We start from the raw sequence: 20,827 nt of genomic DNA, 5'->3' as shown, positions 1-20,827 counted from the left end.
TAGCGCATTTTGGCCCGTTCCCTGGCCAGCGCAGGCGCGCATGTGTCCGACGGTGGCGCAGCATGCCTCAGCCGAACTCGACGATGGGCTGATCAACCACCAGCGAATCGCCCTTGGCCGCGAGCACCTTGGAGACCACGCCATCGGCCGCGGCGAACAGCACGTTCTCCATCTTCATGGCTTCGATCACGGCCACCCGTTCACCGGCCTGCACCTTCTGGCCCGGCTGCACCGCCACGTCCACCAGCAGGCCGGGCATGGGCGAGAGCACGTATTTGCTCATGTCGGCCGGCGCCTTGAAAGGCATGAGTGCATGCAGTTCGGCCATGCGCGGCGAGACCACCATGGTCTCCATGCGCGTGCCGTTGTGCTGCACCACCAGGGCCAGCGGGTTGCGCGGCGTGCCGCGCTCGATCTGGGCGGTGAACGGCTGGCCGTTGCACTCACCCACGATGCAGACGTCGTTCAGACGCGAGGGGCTGTTCAGGGCATAGCGCTTGCCAGCCACGGTGACCACGGCCGAGCCGATCTGCCCCACCACCTCGTCCACGTGCACGCGGCTGTGGCGGTGCCGGCCATCGGCGCTGAGCACGATCACCGTGTAATCGTGCCCCACCTTGACCCCATAGCCCGGGAGCTGGCCCGACAGGCCCGCGGCACGTTCACGCGACTTGCGGCGCACGAAGGCCGCCAGCGCAACCATGAAGTCGGGGTCCGCGTGCGGCACGTCTTCGGCGCGAAAGCCCTGGGCGTAGTGCTCGGCGATGAAGCCCGTGTTGAAGTCACCCGCCACGAACCTGGGGTGCGCCAGCAGCGCGGCCTGGAACGGAATGTTGCTGCTGATACCCCTGATGACGAAGCCGTTGAGGGCCTCGCGCATCTTCTGGATCGCCTCCGCGCGGTCCTTGCCGTGCACGATGAGCTTGGCAATCATCGAGTCGTAGAACATCGGGATCTCGCCGCCGTCCTGCACCCCGGTGTCCACGCGCACGCCAAAGAGGTCCTGGGTATTGGACTGGAACATGCTCTGGGCGGGCGGCGCAAAGCGCACCAGCCGGCCCGTGCTGGGCAGGAAGTTGCGGAACGGGTCCTCGGCGTTGATGCGGCACTCGATCGCCCAGCCATTGCGCTGGACATCGGCCTGTGCCAGAGGCAATTTCTCGCCCGCGGCCACGCGAATCATGAGCTCCACCAGATCCAGGCCGGTGATGCACTCGGTCACCGGGTGCTCCACCTGCAGGCGGGTGTTCATCTCCAGGAAGTAGAAATCCTGGTCCTTGCCGACCACGAACTCCACGGTGCCCGCGCTCTGGTACTTCACCGCCTTGGCCAGGGCCACCGCCTGTTCGCCCATGGCTTTGCGCGTGGCATCGCTGATGAAGGGCGACGGCGCCTCCTCGATCACCTTCTGGTGCCGGCGCTGGATCGAGCACTCGCGCTCGTTCAGGTAGATCACGTTGCCGTGGCTGTCGCCCAGCACCTGGATCTCGATGTGGCGTGGCTGCTCGACGAACTTCTCGATGAAGATGCGGTCGTCGCCAAAGCTGTTGCGCGCCTCGTTGCGGCAGGAGGTGAACCCCTCCAGCGCTTCCTTGTCGTTGAAGGCCACGCGCAGGCCCTTGCCGCCGCCGCCCGCGCTGGCCTTGATCATCACGGGGTAGCCGATGTCGCGCGCAATCTCTACTGCACGCTCGGCCGACTCGATGGCGTCGTTCCATCCCGGGATGGTGTTGACGTTCGCCTCCTTGGCCAGCTTCTTGGAGGCGATCTTGTCGCCCATGGCGGCGATGCTGAAGTGGCGGGGCCCGATGAAGGCCATGCCCTCGTCTTCCACGCGCTTGGCAAAGGCCTCGTTCTCCGAAAGAAAACCATAGCCCGGGTGAATGGCCTGCGCGCCGGTCTTCCTGGCCGCCTCGATGATCTTGTCGGCCACCAGGTAGGACTCGCGCGAGGGCGCCGGCCCCAGCAGAACGGCCTCATCGGCCAACTGCACGTGGCGAGCCTCCTTGTCGGCCTCTGAATACACCGCCACAGTGGCGATGCCCATCTTCTTGGCGGTGGCGATCACGCGGCAGGCGATCTCGCCGCGGTTGGCAATCAGTATCTTGGTGAACATGGTGGCTTCCTTCTTCCAACCGTTCGGGCCGAGCCTGTCGAAGCCCTGCGCCGACCGGTCATCAATTTTTGCAAGGCCCCTCGACAAGCTCGGGGCGAACGGCGGTCTTGGTCACAGAGGGATGTTTCCGTGCTTGCGCCACGGGTTCTCCAGCTTCTTGTCTTTCAGCATCACCAGCGAACGGCAGATACGCTTGCGTGTCTCGTGCGGCAGGATGACGTCGTCGATGAAACCGCGTGCGCCGGCCACGAAGGGGTTGGCGAAACGGGCCTTGTACTCGGCCTCGCGTTGCGCGAGCTTGGCCGGATCCTTCTTCTCTTCGCGGAAGATGATCTCCACGGCGCCCTTGGCACCCATGACCGCGATCTCCGCGTTGGGCCAGGCAAAGTTGACGTCGCCGCGCAGGTGCTTGGAGCTCATCACGTCGTACGCGCCGCCATAGGCCTTGCGCGTGATCACGGTGATCTTGGGCACCGTGCACTCGGCATAGGCGTAGAGCAGCTTGGCGCCGTGCTTGATGATCCCGCCGTACTCTTGGCTGGTGCCGGGCATGAAGCCCGGCACGTCCACGAAGGTGACGACCGGGATGTTGAAGGCATCGCAGAAACGCACGAAGCGCGCCGCCTTGATGGAGCTCTTGATGTCCAGGCAGCCGGCGAGCACCAGCGGCTGGTTGGCCACGATGCCCACCGTCTGGCCATCCATGCGCGCAAAGCCCACGATGATGTTCTTGGCGTAGTCGGGCTGGATCTCGAAGAAGTCGCCGTCATCGACCGTCTTGAGGATCAGCTCTTTCATGTCGTACGGCTTGTTCGGGTTCTCCGGCACCAGCGTGTCCAGGCTGAGTTCGGCGCGGTCGATCGGGTCGCCGCTGGGGCGCACCGGCGCCTTCTCGCGGTTGTTCAGCGGCAGGTAGTTGTACAGCCGGCGCAGCATCAGCAGCGCCTCCACGTCGTTCTCGAAGGCCAGATCGGCCACGCCACTGCGGGTGGTGTGGGTGGTGGCACCACCCAGTTCCTCGGCGGTGACCTCCTCGTGCGTCACCGTCTTCACCACCTCTGGACCGGTCACGAACATGTAGCTCGAGTCCTTGACCATGAAGATGAAATCGGTCATGGCCGGCGAGTACACCGCGCCACCGGCCGACGGCCCCATGATCATGCTGATCTGCGGAATCACGCCGCTGGCCATCACGTTGCGCTGGAACACCTCTGCGTAACCGCCCAGAGAGGCCACGCCTTCCTGGATGCGTGCGCCACCGGAGTCGTTGAGGCCGATCACCGGCGCGCCGACCTTCATCGCCTGGTCCATGATCTTGCAGATCTTCTCGGCGTGGGCCTCTGAAAGCGCTCCGCCAAACACCGTGAAGTCCTGGCTGAACACGAACACCAGGCGGCCATTGATCATGCCGTAGCCGGTCACCACACCGTCGCCGGGGATCTTGTTGTCCTGCATGCCGAAGTCGGTGCAGCGGTGCTCGACGAACATGTCCCATTCTTCGAACGTGCCCTCATCAAGCAGCACCTCCAGTCGCTCGCGCGCGGTCAGTTTGCCCTTGGCGTGCTGGGCAGCAATGCGCTTCTCGCCACCGCCCAGGCGCGCGGCGGCGCGCTTCTCTTCGAGTTGTTGCAGGATGTCTTGCATGGTTTCTTGCTCCAGAAAAATCAGTGGAACAGCCCGAGCAGCTGGCGCGCTGCCGTGCTGGCGGGCAGCGTGCCTTCCAGCACGCGCCCGGTGGTCTCTTCCAGGGTGGCGCGCACCGCCGGGTGTTCTCGAAAACGCTGTCTCAGGCCGGCCTCGATGCGCTCCCACATCCAGGCGCGCGCCTGTTGCCGGCGGCGCTCCGCCAGGCGGCCGTTGCGGGTCTGCAGCGCGCGGAAGGTGCTGACCTCGGTCCAGAAGGCATCCACCCCTTGCCCCAGCAAGGCACTGAGCTGGATCACGCGCGGATGCCAGAGCGTCTCGTCGTGCAGGGCGTGCTCGGGCCGACCCTGCTGGCCCAGCAGGCGCAAAGACGAGGTGATTTGAGCGCGTGCGCGGGTGGCTGCATCGGGATCGATGTCCGCTTTGTTGATCACCACCAGATCGGCCAGCTCCATCACACCCTTCTTGATCGCCTGCAGGTCGTCGCCAGCGTTGGGCAGTTGCAGCAGCACGAACATGTCGGTCATGCCGTTGACGGCCGTCTCGCTCTGGCCCACGCCCACGGTCTCGACGATGACGATGTCGTAGCCCGCGGCCTCACAGACCAGCATGGCCTCGCGCGTTTTCTCGGCCACGCCGCCCAGCGTGCCGCTGGACGGGCTGGGCCGGATGTAGGCCTGCTCCTGCACCGAGAGCTTCTCCATACGGGTCTTGTCACCCAGGATGGAGCCACCGGACACGGTGCTGGAAGGATCGATGGTCAGCACTGCAACGCGGTGCCCCAGGCCGATGAGATGCAGGCCCAGCGCTTCGATGAAGGTGCTCTTGCCCACACCCGGCACACCACTGATGCCCAGGCGGAAGGCCCGTCCGGTGTGCGGCAGCAGCGCCGTCAGCAGTTCGTCGCCCTGGGCGCGGTGGTCGGCTCGGGTGGATTCGAGCAGCGTGATCGCCTTGGCCATGGCGCGGCGCTGCGCCATGGGGGTGCCGCCGGCGATGGCGTGGGTGAGCCCTTCGACAAGCTCAGGGCGAACGGAGGGGGACTCAGTCCCATTCCGCTCGGGTTCAGTCCCACTCCGCGCGGGCTCAGCCCCATTCCGCTCTGGCTCAGTCCCATTCCGTTCGGGCTCAGTCCCGTTCGGTTCGGACCGAGCCCCATACCGTTCGGGCTGAGCCTGTCGAAGCCCACCCACACCCTGTCCCGATCGCGCCAGAACCTGAACCCGCTCCCAGTCCCCTGCGATCAGTGCTTCCTTCTTCGCCCGCGACCAACCCTTGAGCCGCTGCTCAAAGGCCAGCGCCGTCTCACGGGTCTCGAATTCGCCGTGCCAGACCAGCTCCACCGGTTTGCGCGTGGCGGTGTAGCCCGTGGTGCCGGTCTGGTGCTGCAGCAGGCGGGACTCCAACTCGTCGGTGTGTCCGGCGTAGTAGGAGCCGTCGCGGCAGCGCAGCAGGTAAACGTGGAAGGGTTTCACGCGAACGAACGGGGTGAGGGCTTCGACAGGCTCAGCCCGAACGGTATGGGGCTCAGGCCGAGCGGAATGGGGCTCGAGCCTGGCCCGTGTGAACGCATGCTCACGCCTGGGCCTGCTTGATCTGCTCCAGCACGTCCTTGGCGCTGGCCGGGATCGGGGTGCCGGGGCCGTAGATGCCCTTGACGCCCGCCTCGTAGAGAAAGTCGTAGTCCTGGCGGGGAATCACGCCACCGACGAAGACGATGATGTCGTCGGCGCCCTGCTTCTTCAGTTCCGCGATGATCGCCGGCACCAGCGTCTTGTGACCGGCGGCCAGGGTGGAGACCCCCACGGCGTGCACATCGTTCTCGATCGCCTGGCGCGCGCATTCCTCGGGCGTCTGGAACAGCGGCCCCATGTCCACGTCGAAGCCCAGGTCGGCAAAAGCCGTGGCCACCACCTTGGCGCCCCGGTCGTGGCCGTCCTGGCCGAGCTTGCTGATCATCACCCGCGGTCGGCGGCCCTGGGCCTCGGCGAAAGCGTCGATCTCTTTCTTGAGGGCTTCCCAGCCCTCGGCGGAATCGTAGGCAGCTGCATACACACCGGTCACCTTTTGCGTATCGGCGCGATGGCGCCCGAACACCTTCTCCAGCGCATCACTGACCTCGCCCACCGTGGCGCGCAGGCGGATGGCCTTGATGGACAGGTCCAGCAGGTTGCCCTGGCCGCTTTCGGCGGCGCCGGTAAGTGCCTGCAGGGCGGCCTGCACGGCGGCATTGTCGCGCCGGGCCTTGATGTCTTGAAGGCGGGCGATCTGTGATTCACGCACCTTGACGTTGTCGACCTCGAGGATCTCGATCGGGTCTTCCTTCTGGAGCTTGTATTTGTTGACGCCGACGATGACGTCCTTGCCCGAGTCGATGCGGGCCTGCTTCTCGGCCGCCGCCGCCTCGATCTTGAGCTTGGCCCAGCCGCTGTCCACCGCCTTGGTCATGCCGCCCATCGCGTCGACTTCCTCGATGATCTTCCAGGCCTCGTCGGCCATCTGCTGCGTCAGCGTCTCCATCATGTACGAGCCGGCCCAGGGGTCGACCACGTTCGTGATGTGCGTCTCTTCCTGGATGATGAGCTGCGTGTTGCGAGCGATGCGGGCGCTGAACTCGGTGGGCAGCGCGATCGCTTCGTCGAACGAATTGGTGTGCAGCGACTGCGTGCCGCCGAACACCGCCGCCATGGCTTCGATGGTGGTGCGCACCACGTTGTTGTAGGGATCCTGCTCGGTGAGCGACCAGCCCGAAGTCTGGCTGTGCGTGCGCAGCATCAGGCTCTTGGGGTTCTTGGCGTTGAAGCCCTTCATGATGCGGCACCACAGCAGGCGCGCCGCGCGCATCTTGGCGATCTCCAGGTAGAAGTTCATGCCCACCGCCCAGAAGAAGGACAGGCGGCCCGCGAAATCGTCCACGTCCATGCCCTTGGCGATCGCCGTCTTCACGTATTCCTTGCCATCGGCCAGCGTGAAGGCCATCTCCAGCGCCTGGTTCGCGCCCGCTTCCTGCATGTGGTAGCCGGAGATCGAGATCGAGTTGAACCGGGGCATGTTCTTCGCGGTGTACTCGATGATGTCGCCGATGATCTTCATCGACGGCGCAGGCGGATAGATATAGGTGTTGCGAACCATGAACTCCTTGAGGATGTCGTTCTGGATGGTGCCGCTGAGCTGTTCCTGCGAGACGCCCTGCTCCTCCGCCGCAACCACATAGCCAGCGAGCACCGGCAACACCGCGCCGTTCATGGTCATGGACACGCTGACCTTGTCCAGCGGGATCTGGTCGAACAGGATCTTCATGTCCTCCACGCTGTCGATCGCCACACCGGCCTTGCCCACGTCGCCGGTCACGCGGGGATGGTCGCTGTCGTAGCCCCGGTGCGTGGCTAGGTCAAAGGCCACGCTCACGCCCTGCCCACCCGCAGCCAGCGCCTTGCGGTAGAAGGCGTTGGACTCCTCGGCGGTGGAGAAGCCGGCGTACTGCCGGATGGTCCAGGGGCGCACGGCGTACATGGTGGCCTGCGGGCCGCGCAGGAAGGGCTCAAAGCCGGGCAAGGTGTTGGCGTGCGGCAGCCCGGCGGTGTCCTCCGCTGTGTACAGCGGCTTCACGCGGATGCCATCGGGCGTCACCCAGTCCAGCGCCTCCAGGTTGCCACCGGGTGCGGACTTGCGGGCCGCCTGCGTCCAGGCTTCGAGGTTGGCGGGTTTGAATTCGGGCTGTTTCTGGCTCATGGCAGGGGCGCGTCAGATGGTTCAAAACACCGCGCAGTTTACATCATTCATAATTATTGATGCAGAATGCGGCTGCTGTCTTACAATCCGGGGCTTTCCAACGCCAGACCGAGTCACCCCACCGCCCATGTCCGCCGTGTCGCTTTCGCCCCGCGCCCTGTACGAGGAAGTTGCCGAGCTGCTGCGCCAGCGCATCTTCCGCCGCGAGCTGGAGCCCGGCAGCTGGATCGACGAACTCAAGATCGCCGAGGAATACGGCATCAGCCGCACCCCGCTGCGCGAAGCGCTCAAGGTGCTGGCCGCCGAAGGCCTGGTGACCATGAAGGTGCGGCGTGGCGCCTACGTCACGGAGGTCTCCGAAAAGGACCTGGCCGACGTCTACCACCTGCTCGCCCTGCTCGAATCCGATGCCGCCGGCGTGGTGGCCGCGCGCGCCAGCGACGAAGACCTGGCCGATCTGCAGACCCTGCATGCCGAGCTGGAAGGCGCGGTGAGCGAGCGCGACCGCTTCTTCGCCCTGAACGAACAATTCCACCTGCGCCTGCTCGAACTCGCCCACAACCGCTGGCGCCAGCAAATGGTGGCGGACCTGCGCAAGGTCATGAAGCTCAACCGGCACAACTCCCTGCTCAAGAGTGGGCGCATCGAAGAGTCTCTGGCCGAGCACCGCGCCATCGTGGAAGCCCTGCTGCAACGCGACCCGGCGCTGACGGCGCAGCGCATGCGCGAGCACTTCCACAACGGCCTGGAAGCCGCCGCCTGAGCACGCCCGCCCCGCGCCCATCCATGTCCATCGCTCCGCTGGCCCAATCCGGCATCCTGCAGCCCGTGCCCGTCCAGGCGCGCTACCTCACCTGCCAGCTTCGCATGGGCGCCGACCCCCGAGCGGTGCTGCGCCAGCTCGCCGGCATGGCCGATGGCGAAGCCACCGTGCTGGGTCTGGGCGCCTCCCTGGTGCGTGAACTTGGCGCCCAGGTACCTGGGCTCAAGAGCTTTCGCGGCGTCGAAGGCGCGCGCACCAAACTGCCCGCCACGCCCGCCGACCTGTGGCTCTGGCTGCGCGGCACCGACCGTGGCGAGCTCCTGATCCGCAGCCGTCACCTGCAGGCGCTGCTCGCGCCCGCGTTCGACGTGCAGATCATCACCGACGCCTTCGCCCACCGCAGCAACCGGGACCTCACAGGGTACGAAGACGGCACCGAGAACCCGCAAGGCGACGAAGCGCTGACCGCTGCCCTGCTGCCCGCGAGCGCGGGCCTGCTGGCGGGCAGCAGCTTCGTGGCCGTGCAACGCTGGCGCCACCACCTGGGCCGCTTCGAAGCCATGAGCCGCGAACAGCAGGACCGCACGATAGGCCGGGAACGCGACAGCAACGAAGAACTGGAAGACGCCCCGCCATCCGCCCACGTCAAGCGCACCGCACAGGAGGACTTCGAACCCGCCGCCTTCGTGCTGCGCCGCTCCATGCCCTGGGCCGAAGGCAACGAAGGCGGCTTGGTCTTCACCGCTTTTGGCCACTCCTTCCAGGCGTTCGAGGCCCTGCTGCGGCGCATGTCCGGCGCCGAGGACGGCATCGTCGACGCGCTGTACAGCTTCACCGAACCCGATACCGGCGCCTATTTCTGGTGCCCACCCATGCACCACGGGCGGGTCGACCTGCGCGCCGTCGGGCTCTGACTCAGGCGCCCTGCACCTCCCCCGCCTCCAGGCCCACGTGGGCCTGCGCCATGGCCCACACCTCGCGCGGCGGCAATGGCTTGAGGCGGTGATCGCTCCAGATCTGGCGCCAGCGCCGGGCTCCGCGCAGGCCATGGCGCAGGCCCAGCATGTGGCGCGCGATGGCATACCAGGGACAGCCGTCCTCCAGGAAGGCGCGCTCCATGTAGCGCACCATCTGGTCCTCCACCCATTCGCGCGTCACCGCTGGCGACACGGCGCCGAAGAACGCCGCGTCCCAGCCCGTGAGCAGCCAGGGGTTGTGGTACGCCTCCCGGCCCACCATCACGCCATCGACGTGCGAGAGGTGTTCCGCGATCTGTGTGTCGGTCGTGACGCCGCCGTTCACCGCGATGGTGAGCGCGGGAAAATCGCGCTTGAGGCGGTAGGCCAGCTCGTAGCGCAGCGGCGGAATCTCGCGGTTCTCCTTGGGAGAGAGGCCCTGCAGCCAGGCGTTGCGCGCATGCACGATGAACACCTCGCAACCGGCCTCGCTCACCGCGCCCACGAAGTCGCGCACGAAGTCGTAGCTTTCCACCCGGTCTATGCCGATTCGGTGCTTGACCGTCACCGGAATCGACACCGCATCCCGCATGGCCTTCACGCCATCGGCCACGGTCCGGGGCTCGGCCATCAGGCAGGCACCAAAAGCCCCCCGCTGCACCCGCTCGCTCGGACAGCCGCAGTTGAGGTTGATTTCGTCGTAACCCCACTGCTCCCCCAGCCGGGCGGCCTGCGCCAGATCCTGCGGCTCGCTGCCTCCCAATTGCAGCGCCACCGGATGCTCCTCTGCATTGAACCGCAGGTGACGCTGGACACTGCCATGCATCAACGCCCCGGTGGTCACCATCTCGGTGTAGAGCAGCGTGTGCTTCGACAGCAGGCGGTGCAGATAACGGCAATGACGATCGGTCCAGTCCATCATCGGCGCGACCGACAGGCGCCAGGGACTGAGAGATTCTGCGGATCGGTTTTTTTCCATCATCGGCTTCAATATCCTGCCCTGCCCCTACAGCGGCGCCCCGACTTTGTACATCCGGTAGCGGTCATCCTCGTACACCAGCGGCAGGTCGGGCTGCATGGCCGCGCCCAATTCGGTAATGGCGTGCGTGACGCCGTACCGGGTAGCCAGCATGCCGAACCGCGCCGCGTCGGCCGTTCCGTAGTCGGCCACGACCTGCTTGATCCAGTCGTTCCTGTGCTGCCCGAAGTCCACGGGAATAGCGAAGTCCAGCGGGTGCCCGATCTGGTCCTCCATGCGCTGGCGCCATGCCTCGAAGTACGACAGGCTGAAAGTGGTCTCGCCGCCGTCCTTCAGCGTCGCCAGCACCTGCCTCCTGGCCGCCCAGCGGAAGTTGACCAACGGGGTGTGGCCCAGGTAGTAGTAAGGCGGGATCGCCACCACCGCATCTGCGGGCAGGTTGGCCTGCGACCACTGCGCGATGCGGCTCTCGGGGTAGGACGCATACGACCAACCGGTTGGCAAGTCGCGGTAGAAGTGCCCGGCCACCGAGGCGACCAGCAGGCCGGCGGCGACCCACCGCAGTGGCGGTTGCGGTGCGGGTGCAGCCTCCCGCCTCGGTCGAGGGCGCAGGATGCCGAACACGAGCACGCCGAGCAGCACCCAGAAAGAAAGGGTCGAGACGGTCGAATAGGTCTTGGGGTACGTCAGTGCCTGGTCCAGCGCCAACGCGCTCACGGCGACAACCGCGAGAATCCGCCCCCGCGACGTCGTGTGCCACGAACCGGCCGCCCATGCCGCCAAAGACGCTGCCGCAACGTAGGGCAGGAACCGCAACGCTTCCTGCAGATGAAGGTGAAGCGCCGTGGGGACACCCAGAAGCTCCACGCCGACGTAACCGGCAACGCATGCCACCACGATGCCAACCAGGAAGCCCACGACGGCGCGCTGCGGCTTCTCGCGCTGGCTGACGGCGATTGCCATCAGGGGAGGCAGCAGGGCCAGCCAATAGCTGCGCGGCCAAAGCGACGGGAAGTGGTGAAACCAGAGCAACAGCCGTTGTGCGTCCAGCCAGTCCTTCGCCGCATTCATCGGAACGCCGCCGGCGCCCCCTGTGGTCGCCATCAGAAGCAGCAGGGGCGCGGCGCCGACCAGGAACCACAAAGGATCCCTCAGCGCATGGCGCCATCGATCGGGACCGAGGACCGCAGCGAACCAGACCAGGATCGCGGCATGGGCTGCCGTGGTCGGATGGATGTTGAACATCAAGCCAACCAGCAGGAACGCCGCGCGGTACCGCGCCTGCACGGCCAACGCCAGTGCGAAGAGGAGCGGCCCCAGCGTGAGGCTGCGGTTCAGCACCATGACGTCGAAGCTGGCCAGGCCCGCACCGGAGAATCGGACGAACAGCACCATGCTGGCCGCCAGGAGGCCGGCGAGACCAGCGACCTGACGGGGAGACAGCGCACGCGCGAGCGCGGCAACACCTGAAAACATGAGCGCCGTGCACACGACCTGAAGCGCGAAATAGACCCATTCCAGTGGCGCCAGACGTGTCAGTGCGGCCATCACCGGCCAGAGGAACGACGGGTGAAATGCCGCCAGGTCGACCAGCGGATCGCCAGCCAGAAAACCGGGGTTCAATGCCCGTTCAATGAAAGCGAAATGGATGGCGTGATCCGCCGAGCCGAAGACGTAGCCGTTCACCGCGAAAAAGGCGGCGACGAACAGCAGGGTCAGCAACGCCTGTCGGGCGAGAGGGACAGCCGGTCCCGCGATGCCGATGCCCAGGCGCGACCGCGGGCCGGCCCCGCCCGGCAACGCCGCTTGCCCGCCGGTCATGGGGGCGGGTTCTGGAGCCTGGCCAGCCTTGATCATGAGAGCGCCCTCCGGATGGGCATCACCATGGACACCCGAGTGGGCGGAGGTGTCCAAGCGCTCACAGCGGCATCCGTCCGCTTGAAACCCGCGCATGCTCCATCACGTACCGGGTCATGGACTGCGCCAGCTCTTCTTCTCCCAGGAAGACCTTGCCGGCGATTTCCTTTTCCAGCATGGCGGCTTCGTCTTCGCTGTGGGTGCGCACCACGGTGTGGATGGCGGGGTTGAGGGTGCGTGCGGTGTCGATCATCTGGCGCACGTTGAGGGAGTCGGGTGTGGCGATCACCAGCATGCCGGCACGGGCGATGTGGGCCTGGATCAGCACAGCGGGGTCGGCCGCGTCGCCATAGACAGCGGCCATGCCCTTCTCGCGCAGGCGCTCGACCAGTTCCCGGTTCTGCTCAGCCACCACGTAAGGCATGCCATGTTCGTCCAGGGCTGCGGCAATGCGGCGTCCCACGCGGCCATAGCCCACCAGCACGACCTGCTGGGAGAGGAACTTTTCGTCTGTGCTCATGGGCAACTCGGCCAGCGGGTCGTCGCGCTGCTCCAGGCGGCGGGCGAATTCAGAGTTCCGGCGCAGCCATTCCTGCAGCGGCGTGATGGCCTTGAACACCAGCGGGTTGAGCGCGATGGAGATGAGCGCGCCGGCCAGCACGAGGCTCTGGCCTTCGGGTGCGAGCAGCCCCAGGGAGAGGCCCAGGCCGACCAGGATGAAAGAAAACTCGCCGATCTGGGCCAGGCTGGCGGAGACGGTGAGCGCGGTGTTGAGCGGATAGCGCAGGGCCAGCACCAAGGCGGCAGCGGCCATGGACTTGCCGACAATGATGATGGCCACCACGCCCAGCACCTGCAGCGGCCGCTCCAGCAGCACAGCGGGGTTGAACAGCATGCCGACCGAGACGAAGAAAAGCACGGCGAAGGCGTCCCGCAAGGGCAGCGACTCTTCCGCCGCGCGGTGGCTGAATTCGGACTCACGCAGCACCATGCCCGCAAAGAACGCCCCCAGCGCGAACGACACGCCAAACAGCGCCGCCGCCGCGAACGCGATGCTCACCGCGGCCGCTACCACGCACAGGGTGAACAGTTCACGCGAACCGGTGCGCGTGACCTGCCAGAGCAGCCAGGGGAATACGCGACGGCCCACCACCAGCATCAGGACGACGAAGCCGCCCACCTGCAGCAGCGTCCAGCCCAGGGCCTGCCAGATGGAGTCCAGGTCGGCGTCCGAGCCCTTGCCGCCGAGGAATCCCGCCAGCGGTGGCAGCAGCACCAGCACCAGCACCATGGCCAGGTCTTCCACCACCAGCCAGCCCACCGCGATGCGCCCGGTGTAGGAATCCAGGATACCCAGGCTTTCCAGGGCACGCAGCAGCACCACCGTGCTGGCCACCGAGAGCGAGACACCGAACACCAGCGCGGCCCCCAGGCTCCAGTCCCACCACCACATGGCCATGGCCATGCCCATGAGCGTGGCCACCGCCATCTGTACCACGGCACCGGGCAGCGCGATCTTGCGCACCGAAAGCAGGTCGTCCAGCGAAAAATGCAGACCCACGCCGAACATCAGCAGCATCACACCGATCTCCGCGAGTTGCGCGGCGATGCCGGCATCCGCCACGAAACCCGGCGTGAAGGGACCAATGATCACACCCGCCAGCAGGTACCCGACCAAGGCGGGCAGCCGCAGCTTGCTCGCCACGAAACCCAGCACGAGCGCAAGGCCCAGGCCGGCGGCGATGGTGTTGATCAGTGAAATGCTGTGGGGCATCTGCCGGAGGTCCCTGCGCCGCGGGCGCCAAAAAAAGAATGGTGTGGAAATGCCGTTCGAATTTACACCACCACCCTCTCCTCAAAGGACGAACAACAAAAAACCCGCCGGAGCGGGTTGAATGGGCCTGTGTGCGGCGTTGCCACGGGGCGCGCCATCACCCCATGTGCAGGCCCCCGTTGACGGAGAAGTCCGCGCCGGTGGCGTAACCGCCCTCCTCGCTGGCGAGCCAGGCGATGATGGACGCGATCTCGCTGGGCTCGCCCAGGCGCTTGACCGGCACGGTGGCAACGATCTTCTCCAGCACATCGGGGCGGATGGCCTTGACCATGTCGGTGCCGATGTAGCCCGGGCTCACGGTATTGACCGTCACGCCCTTGGTGGCCAGTTCCTGCGCCAGCGCCATGGAGAAGCCGTGCATGCCGGCCTTGGCGGCGGAGTAGTTGGTCTGGCCGGCCTGGCCCTTCTCGCCGTTGACCGAGGAAATGTTGATGATGCGGCCCCAGCCTTTTTCCACCATGTCGGCCACGACCTGCTTGGTCACGTTGAACATGGAGTTCAGGTTGGTCTCGATCACCGCGTCCCAGTCTTCGCGCGACATCTTGAGGAACATGCGGTCACGGGTGATGCCGGCGTTGTTCACCAGCACGTCGATGGTGCCGTGCTCGGCCTTGGTCTTGGTGAAGGCTTCCACGGTGGAGTCCCAGTCGCCCACGTTGCCCACCGAGGCGTGGAAGGTGTAGCCCAGCGCCTTCTGCTCATCCAGCCACTTCTTGTAGTCGCGGGTGGGACCGCAGCCGGCGACGACCTTGAAGCCCTCGCGGTGCAGGCGCTGGCAGATCGCGGTGCCGATGCCTCCCATGCCCCCCGTGACGTAGGCAAGTTTCTGACTCATGTGTGTGCTCCTCTGAAGCGTTGTAAGGGTGAAAAGAACCGTTTGATTAAACCCGCTATTTCAGCGTTCGACCGCGAGGGAAACCCCCATGCCGCCACCGATGCACAGCGCGGCCAGGCCTTTCTTCGCGTCGCGGCGCTGCATCTCGTGCAACAGGCTCACCAGCACACGGCAACCGGAGGCGCCAATGGGGTGGCCGATGGCGATGGCGCCACCGTTGACGTTGACGCGCGCGGGGTCGATCTCCAGCGCCTTGTTCACGGCGCAGGCCTGGGCCGCGAAAGCCTCGTTGAGTTCGAAGAGGTCCACGTCAGCAACCTTCCAGCCGGCCCGCGCCAGCGCCTTCTTAGAGGCCGGCACCGGCCCCATGCCCATGGTGGCGGGATCCAGGCCACTGGTGCCAAAGGCGGCAATGCGCGCCAGCGGCTTGAGGCCCAGCGAAGCGGCCTTCTTCGCGCTCATCACCACCACGGCGGCAGCGCCGTCGTTGATGCCAGAAGCATTGCCGGCGGTCACGGTGCCGGCCTTGTCGAACGCGGGGCGCAGCCCAGCCAGGGCTTCGGCGCTGGTTTTCTTGTTGATGTACTCGTCCGCGTCGAACACCACCGGGTCGCCCTTGCGCTGCGGGATGCTCACGCCGACGATTTCGTCCTTGAAGCGGCCGGCTTCCTGCGCCGCGGTGGCCTTCTGCTGGCTGCCCAGAGCCAGTTCGTCCTGCATCTCGCGGCTGATGCCGTGCGCCTTGGCCACGTTCTCCGCGGTGATGCCCATGTGGTACTGGTTGTAGACGTCCCACAGGCCGTCGACGATCATGGAGTCGACCATCTTCCAGTCGCCCATGCGCTGGCCGTCCCGGCTGCCGTTGAGCACGTGCGGCGCGGCGCTCATGTTCTCCTGGCCGCCAGCGATCACGATCTCGCTGTCGCCCCAGGCCACGGCCTGCGCGGCCAGCATCACGGCCTTGAGGCCCGATCCGCAGACGGCGTTGATGGTGAGCGCGGGGGTTTCCTTGGCCAGGCCGGCCTTCATCATGGCCTGGCGCGCCGGGTTCTGGCCCACGCCTGCGGCCAGCACCTGGCCCATGATCACCTCGCCGATGGCATCGGCCGGCAGGCCGGTGCGCGCGAGCAGTTCCTTGATGACGATGCTGCCCAGCTCCGTGGCCGGGGTCTTGGCGAGCGAGCCGCCGAATTTGCCGACGGCCGTGCGGGTGGCGGCGACGATGACGATGTCTTCCATGAGGGTCTCCTTGGTGGGGTTTTGCGTTGAGCGTTGAGCGTTGAGCGTTGGGGGAGAGAGGCATTCACGCCTTACGCCCCACGCCCAACCGGCTAGGCCTTGGCTTTCACGTAGCGCCCGGGCGCGGGTTCGATCGCGGTGTAGGTCTTGCCCTTGCCATAGGTCTTGGGGGCGGCGATCTGCTTGCCCGCGTGGGGCTTGAGCCAGGCCGCCCAGTCGGTCCACCAGCTGCCCGGGTGTTCGGTGGCACTGGCGATCCAGTCGTCGACCTTGGCCGGGAACTTGCCGGCCGGGCCGATCCAGTGGCTGCGCTTGTTCTTGCTGGCCGGGTTGATCACACCGGCGATGTGGCCCGAGGCCCCCATGACGAAGCGCTTCTTGCCGGGAAAGAGCTGGGTGCTCGCATAAGCACCACCGATGGGCACGATGTGGTCCTCGCGCGAGCCGTAGATGTAGACCGGCAGCTTGACCTGCCGGAAGTCCACCTTCTGGCCGCACACCTTGACCTTGCCCGGCTTGACCAGGTTGTTCTCCAGGTACATCTGCCGCAGGTACCAGGCGTAGTACGGTCCGGGCAGGTTGGTGCTGTCGGAATTCCAGTACAGCAGATCGAAAGGCGGCGGCGTTTCGCCCTTGAGGTAGTTGCCGACCACGTAGTTCCAGACCAGGTCGTTGGGCCGCAGGAAGCTGAAAGTGGTGGCCAGGTCGCGCCCGGGCATCAGGCCGCCTTCGCTGAACTGCATCTCGCGGTACTTCACGAAGTTCTCGTCGATGAAGACGTCCAGAATGCCGGTGTCGGTGAAGTCCAGCAGCGTGGTGAGGAAGGTGGCGCTGCTCACCGGCTCTTCGCCGCGCGCGGCGAGCACCGCCAGCGCCGTGCCCAGCATGGTGCCGCCCACGCAGAAGCCCAGGGCGTTGATGGTGGCCGAGCCAGATATCTCGCGCGTCACGCCGATGGCCTTGATGATGGCGTGCTCGATGTAGTCGTCCCAGGTCTTCTTCGCCAGCGACTCGTCCGGGTTGCGCCAGCTCACCACGAAGGTGCGGTGACCTTGTTCCACGCAGTAGCGGATCAGCGAGTTCTCCGGCTGCAGGTCCAGGATGTAGAACTTGTTGATGCAAGGCGGCACCAGCAGGAAAGGCCGTTCATAGACCTTGGCGGTGAGCGGCTTGTACTCGATGAGCTGGAACAGCTCGTTCTCGAACACCACCGCACCCTCGGTGGTGGCCACGTTGCGGCCGACCTCGAACACGCTTTCGTCGGTCATGGACACATGGCCCTGCTTCATGTCGTGCAGCAGGTTGGCCACCCCCTTGGCGATGCTCTCGCCCTGGGTCTCGATGGCCTTCTTCTGGGCCTCGGCATTGAAGGCCAGGAAATTGCTGGGCGCGCTGGCGTCGATCCACTGCTGCACCGCGAAGCGCACCCGGCTGCGGGTCTTGGCATCGCCCTGCACGGCGTCGGCCATGGCCATCAGGGTGCGTGCATTGAGCAGGTAGGAGGCGGCTGCAAAAGCCGCCACCGGGTTGCCAGCCCAGGCCTCGGAGGCAAAGCGGCGATCCCCCTCAGGCTTGACGTTGGGGCCCTGGTTCCACAGCGCCGCCATGTCCTTGAGGTAGGCGTTCTGGATCTCCAGCAGGCGCGCCGGGTCGAAGCTCACGGCCTGGCCGGCCGCACCGCTGAACAGGTCCGCGCCCGAGAGACCGGGCATCATCCCGGCCAGGGGCATGGCCGTGGGCACGGGCATGCCAAACGGGTTGGCTGGACCGGCAGCGGCCGCGCCAGGCACGGCCTGGGCCAGTTGGGTCCATTGGGCGATGAGGTTCTTCTGGAACTGCTGGGCGGCGTCGAGCCAGTCGGTGGGAGGGGTGTTACCCGTGGTCATGCTGGTCTCCGAGAATGTTGTCTGCGGCCTATGATGGGCCTGGCGGAAAGGTTTTCCGGGTTTTCCCTAGTATCGATGCGCCAGCTTCCAGCAAGCTGACGCGCGATGTCTCTGAACGGCAAGGATGGGCTTGTGTATCTGGTGGTGATCGGTTGGATGTACGTCGTACTCATGATGTCGGTGGCGGAAGCCACCAACACAAATGGGTCGGTGCTCGGAGCCATTGTGACCTTTTTTCTTTACGGTTTGCTGCCGGTGGCACTGGTGGTTTACCTGATGCTCACCCCGCAGCGGCGCAAAGCGCTCAAGGCCCGGGAGGCGGCGGAACTGCGGGCTGCGCGCGGGCAGGCCGAGGGGCCTGATTCAGCCGAGCCAGATGCAGGCGGCCATGCGCCCGGTGCTGCCCAGAACAGCGGCATCGCGCCGGTGGGAAAAGAACCTTGAAGGCTGCCCGACGGTGCACCAGGGTGGTGTGCCGTCGTTGCCATGGATCGCGTGCAGGCCAAGTGCACGCAGGCGCTGGCGGGCCAGGCCCGGCAGATTCGCCAGATACTTGATCGCAGAACCGTTTCCTCCCGTCCCGCGCGGCGCGAAATGCACCCCGGCCTCGGACATGGCACCGGTGAAGGCGTCCCGCACCTCGGGACCGACTTCGAACGCATCCGGACCAATGCAAGGACCGAGCCAGGCCATCGCGTCCCGCACGATGGCCTCGGGCGGCAGGCCCGCTTCCTGGGCCTGCACCGCCGCCACGAGACCATTCACCGCGGTCTCCAGCACCCCGCTCGCCAAGCCACGCCAGCCGGCGTGCGCGGCGGCCACCATCATGCCACTGCGGTGGGCCAGCAGCACTGGCAGGCAGTCCGCCACCATGATGGTGCACGCGACACCCGGCTGCGTGGACACGCAGGCATCGGCCACGGTGCCATCGACGGTGGCGGCCGACAGCGTTGCCAGCGCCGTGCCATGCACCTGTTGCAGGAACACCGGGCGTGCGCCGCCCAGCACCGCCCCCAGGCGCGCGCGGTTGGCGGCCACCGCGCTCGGATCGTCACGCACGTGGTCGCCCAGGTTGAAGCTGTCGAACGGGGGCGCGGACACACCGCCGGCCCGGGTGGTGAACAGCGCGTGCACACCCGCGGGCGCGGGCCAGTCGGGCACGATCCAGTCGGCCGGCAGGCCCATGGTCACTCGGCGTCGGGACAGGCCGAGGGCTGCGCCTTCTGGAACGCCTCGAGCTGCATGCAGGCGTCGAACGCCGCCATGGTGCGCGTGAGGCCGTCGAAGTTGGCGTTGAAGCGCTGCCCATTGAAGATCTGCGGCACCAGGCAGCAGTCGGCCAGCGTGGGCGTGTCACCGAAGCAGTAACGCGAGGCAGGCAACTGCGCGAGCTGACGCTCGAAGGCTTCCAGCCCCGTGCGCACCCAGTGGCGGTACCACACGTTCTTGGGCTCTTCCTCCACGTGCAGTTCCTTGGTCAGGTACTTGAGCACGCGCAGGTTGTTGATGGGGTGGATTTCGCAGGCCACGATCTGCGACAGCGCCCGCACGTGCGCGCGGGCGATCGGGTCTGCTGGCACCAGCGCCGGCGCGGGATGCATCTCGTCGAGGTACTCGATGATGGCCATGGACTGCGTCAGGCGCGTGCCATCGTCGAGTTCCAGCACGGGCACGAGGCCCTCGCCAGACACCTCGCCAAAAGCGGGCAGCTTGTGGTCGCCGCGCGCGATGTGCACCGGCACGTACTCGTAGGCGAGGCCCTTGAGGCCCAGCGCGATGCGCACGCGGAACGAGGCGGACGAGCGGAAGTAGGAGTAGAGCTTCATGCGTTTGAGGATAACGCCTCGTGCGGCGCCTCAGGCGCTGAGCGCCGGGTAGTCGGTGTAGCCGTGCTCGCCACCGCCGTAGAAGGTGGCGCGGTCGGGCGTGTTGAAGGGCCCGCCCTGGCGCAGGCGGGCCACGAGGTCGGGGTTGGCGATGAAGGCCTTGCCGAAAGCGACCAGGTCCGCCCCCTCGTCCAGAGCCTGTTGCGCCAGCGCCAGGTCATAGCCGTTGTTGACCATCCAGGCGCCCTTGCCGCCGTCGGCACGGTAGCTGGCACGCATGGCGGCGAAATCAAAGGGCCGCTCCGGGATCTCGCGCGGGCCGCCGGTAGCCCCCTCGATGACGTGCACATAGGCCAGGCCCAGCGGCGCGAGCTGCCGCATCACATGGTCGAACAAGGGCTGCGGGTCGCTGTCCACCACGTCGTTGGCCGGCGTCACGGGTGAGAGGCGGATGCCGGTGCGTGCACCGCCGATGGCCTCGACCACGGCGCGGGTCACCTCCACCAGCAGGCGTGCGCGGTTGGCGATGGCGCCGCCGTAGGCGTCGGTGCGCTGGTTGCTGCCGGTCTTGAGGAACTGGTCGATCAAGTAGCCATTGGCGGCATGGATTTCCACCCCGTCGAAGCCCGCCTCGACGGCCGCCAGCGCAGCGCGCCGGTAGTCGTCCACGATGCCGGGCAATTCGGCGAGTTCGAGCGCGCGCGGCTGCGAGGTTTCCACGAAGGTGGGCACGCCGTCGCGGATCAGCACGGTCTTGGTGTTGGCCCGAATGGCCGAAGGCGCCACCGGCGCACCGCCGCCCGGCTGCAGGTCGTTGTGCGAGACGCGGCCCACGTGCCAGAGCTGGACCACGATGCGACCGCCCGCCTCGTGCACGGCCCGGGTGACCTGCTTCCAGCCCGCGATCTGCTCGGGCGCGTACAGGCCGGGCACATCGGCATAACCCTGGCCTTGGTGGCTGATGGCGGTGGCTTCGGTGATGAGCAGGCCGGCACTGGCGCGCTGGCGGTAGTAGGTGGCCGTCATGGCCGTGGGCACGGCGCGCGGCGCGCGGTTGCGCGTCAGCGGCGCCATGACGATGCGGTTGGGCAGCGCCAGGCTGCCAACGGTGATGGGATCGAACAAGGTGGTCATGATGGGGAGATGGCGGAAGAAGGCGG

The 20,827-nt window shown here is 66.5% G+C and carries 16 protein-coding genes and 1 pseudogene; 3 read left to right on the top strand and 14 right to left on the bottom strand.

Annotation, left to right across the window (positions count from 1 at the left end):
• Positions 1-67: 67 nt before the first annotated feature.
• From KIT53_RS00705 to scpA, 5 genes and pseudogenes are all read right to left on the bottom strand, one after another.
• Entirely contained in the window at positions 68-2,116 is a 2,049-nt protein-coding gene (locus KIT53_RS00705; protein ID WP_297746047.1) for an acetyl/propionyl/methylcrotonyl-CoA carboxylase subunit alpha, read from the bottom strand.
• Between the two features lie 111 nt (positions 2,117-2,227).
• A complete protein-coding gene (locus KIT53_RS00700; RefSeq protein WP_297746044.1) occupies positions 2,228-3,760 on the bottom strand; it encodes an acyl-CoA carboxylase subunit beta in 1,533 nt (510 codons plus the stop codon).
• A 20-nt stretch (positions 3,761-3,780) separates the two neighbouring features.
• A complete protein-coding gene (gene meaB / locus KIT53_RS00695; protein WP_297746911.1) occupies positions 3,781-4,758 on the bottom strand; it encodes a methylmalonyl Co-A mutase-associated GTPase MeaB in 978 nt (325 codons plus the stop codon).
• Between the two features lie 267 nt (positions 4,759-5,025).
• Positions 5,026-5,235, bottom strand: a pseudogene (locus KIT53_RS00690) (GIY-YIG nuclease family protein); the annotation flags it as partial.
• A 100-nt stretch (positions 5,236-5,335) separates the two neighbouring features.
• On the bottom strand, positions 5,336-7,492 hold the full coding sequence (scpA, locus tag KIT53_RS00685; RefSeq protein WP_297746040.1) for a methylmalonyl-CoA mutase: 2,157 nt from the start codon (positions 7,490-7,492) through the stop codon (positions 5,336-5,338).
• Positions 7,493-7,619: 127 nt separating this feature from the next.
• Here scpA and KIT53_RS00680 point away from each other — a divergent pair, with 127 nt between their 5' ends.
• On the top strand, positions 7,620-8,255 hold the full coding sequence (locus tag KIT53_RS00680; RefSeq protein WP_297746037.1) for a GntR family transcriptional regulator: 636 nt from the start codon (positions 7,620-7,622) through the stop codon (positions 8,253-8,255).
• A 23-nt stretch (positions 8,256-8,278) separates the two neighbouring features.
• A complete protein-coding gene (locus tag KIT53_RS00675; RefSeq protein ID WP_297746034.1) occupies positions 8,279-9,169 on the top strand; it encodes a Dyp-type peroxidase in 891 nt (296 codons plus the stop codon).
• A 1-nt stretch (position 9,170) separates the two neighbouring features.
• Here the strand turns inward: KIT53_RS00675 and dusA are convergent, their stop codons facing one another.
• From dusA to phaC, 6 genes are all read right to left on the bottom strand, one after another.
• Positions 9,171-10,190, bottom strand: a complete 1,020-nt coding sequence (dusA, locus tag KIT53_RS00670) for a tRNA dihydrouridine(20/20a) synthase DusA (RefSeq protein ID WP_297746031.1) — start codon at positions 10,188-10,190, stop codon at positions 9,171-9,173.
• A 27-nt stretch (positions 10,191-10,217) separates the two neighbouring features.
• A complete protein-coding gene (locus KIT53_RS00665; RefSeq protein WP_297746028.1) occupies positions 10,218-12,047 on the bottom strand; it encodes a DUF6798 domain-containing protein in 1,830 nt (609 codons plus the stop codon).
• Between the two features lie 61 nt (positions 12,048-12,108).
• Positions 12,109-13,821 carry a YbaL family putative K(+) efflux transporter gene (gene ybaL, locus KIT53_RS00660; RefSeq protein ID WP_297746026.1) on the bottom strand — a complete coding sequence of 571 codons (1,713 nt, stop codon included), beginning with the start codon at positions 13,819-13,821 and terminating at the stop codon, positions 12,109-12,111.
• A gap of 157 nt (positions 13,822-13,978) precedes the next feature.
• Entirely contained in the window at positions 13,979-14,716 is a 738-nt protein-coding gene (gene phbB / locus KIT53_RS00655) for an acetoacetyl-CoA reductase (protein ID WP_297746023.1), read from the bottom strand.
• Between the two features lie 60 nt (positions 14,717-14,776).
• Positions 14,777-15,955 carry an acetyl-CoA C-acetyltransferase gene (locus KIT53_RS00650; protein WP_297746019.1) on the bottom strand — a complete coding sequence of 393 codons (1,179 nt, stop codon included), beginning with the start codon at positions 15,953-15,955 and terminating at the stop codon, positions 14,777-14,779.
• A 92-nt stretch (positions 15,956-16,047) separates the two neighbouring features.
• Positions 16,048-17,841: a class I poly(R)-hydroxyalkanoic acid synthase gene (phaC, locus tag KIT53_RS00645; RefSeq protein ID WP_297746016.1), complete on the bottom strand. Its 1,794-nt coding sequence runs from the start codon at positions 17,839-17,841 to the stop codon at positions 16,048-16,050.
• A 132-nt stretch (positions 17,842-17,973) separates the two neighbouring features.
• Between phaC and KIT53_RS00640 the strand changes: the two genes are divergently transcribed.
• The gene (locus KIT53_RS00640) at positions 17,974-18,285 is read left to right on the top strand and encodes a hypothetical protein (RefSeq protein WP_297746908.1); all 312 of its coding nucleotides are present in this window, start codon (positions 17,974-17,976) and stop codon (positions 18,283-18,285) included.
• Here the strand turns inward: KIT53_RS00640 and pgeF are convergent.
• The 3 genes from pgeF to KIT53_RS00625 are packed head-to-tail and all read right to left on the bottom strand — an operon-like array spanning position 18,205 to position 20,801.
• Positions 18,205-19,026 (bottom strand): peptidoglycan editing factor PgeF, encoded by an 822-nt coding sequence (pgeF, locus tag KIT53_RS00635; protein WP_297746012.1) that lies wholly within the window; start codon positions 19,024-19,026, stop codon positions 18,205-18,207. The two genes, KIT53_RS00640 and pgeF, sit on opposite strands and share 81 nt — an antisense overlap.
• A 2-nt stretch (positions 19,027-19,028) precedes the next feature.
• Positions 19,029-19,667, bottom strand: coding sequence for a maleylacetoacetate isomerase (gene maiA / locus KIT53_RS00630; protein WP_297746009.1), 639 nt, complete (start codon positions 19,665-19,667; stop codon positions 19,029-19,031).
• Positions 19,668-19,697: 30 nt separating this feature from the next.
• Complete coding sequence (locus KIT53_RS00625; RefSeq protein WP_297746006.1) at positions 19,698-20,801, bottom strand: alkene reductase; 1,104 nt, start codon at positions 20,799-20,801, stop codon at positions 19,698-19,700.
• Between the last annotated feature and the right edge of the window lie 26 nt (positions 20,802-20,827).

Source organism: Hydrogenophaga sp., from assembly GCF_026125785.1.
In the GTDB taxonomy this organism is placed as follows: domain Bacteria; phylum Pseudomonadota; class Gammaproteobacteria; order Burkholderiales; family Burkholderiaceae_C; genus Hydrogenophaga.
The sequence above is the reverse complement of the archived record's forward strand: the minus strand, read 5'-3'. Positions and strand labels throughout refer to the sequence as shown.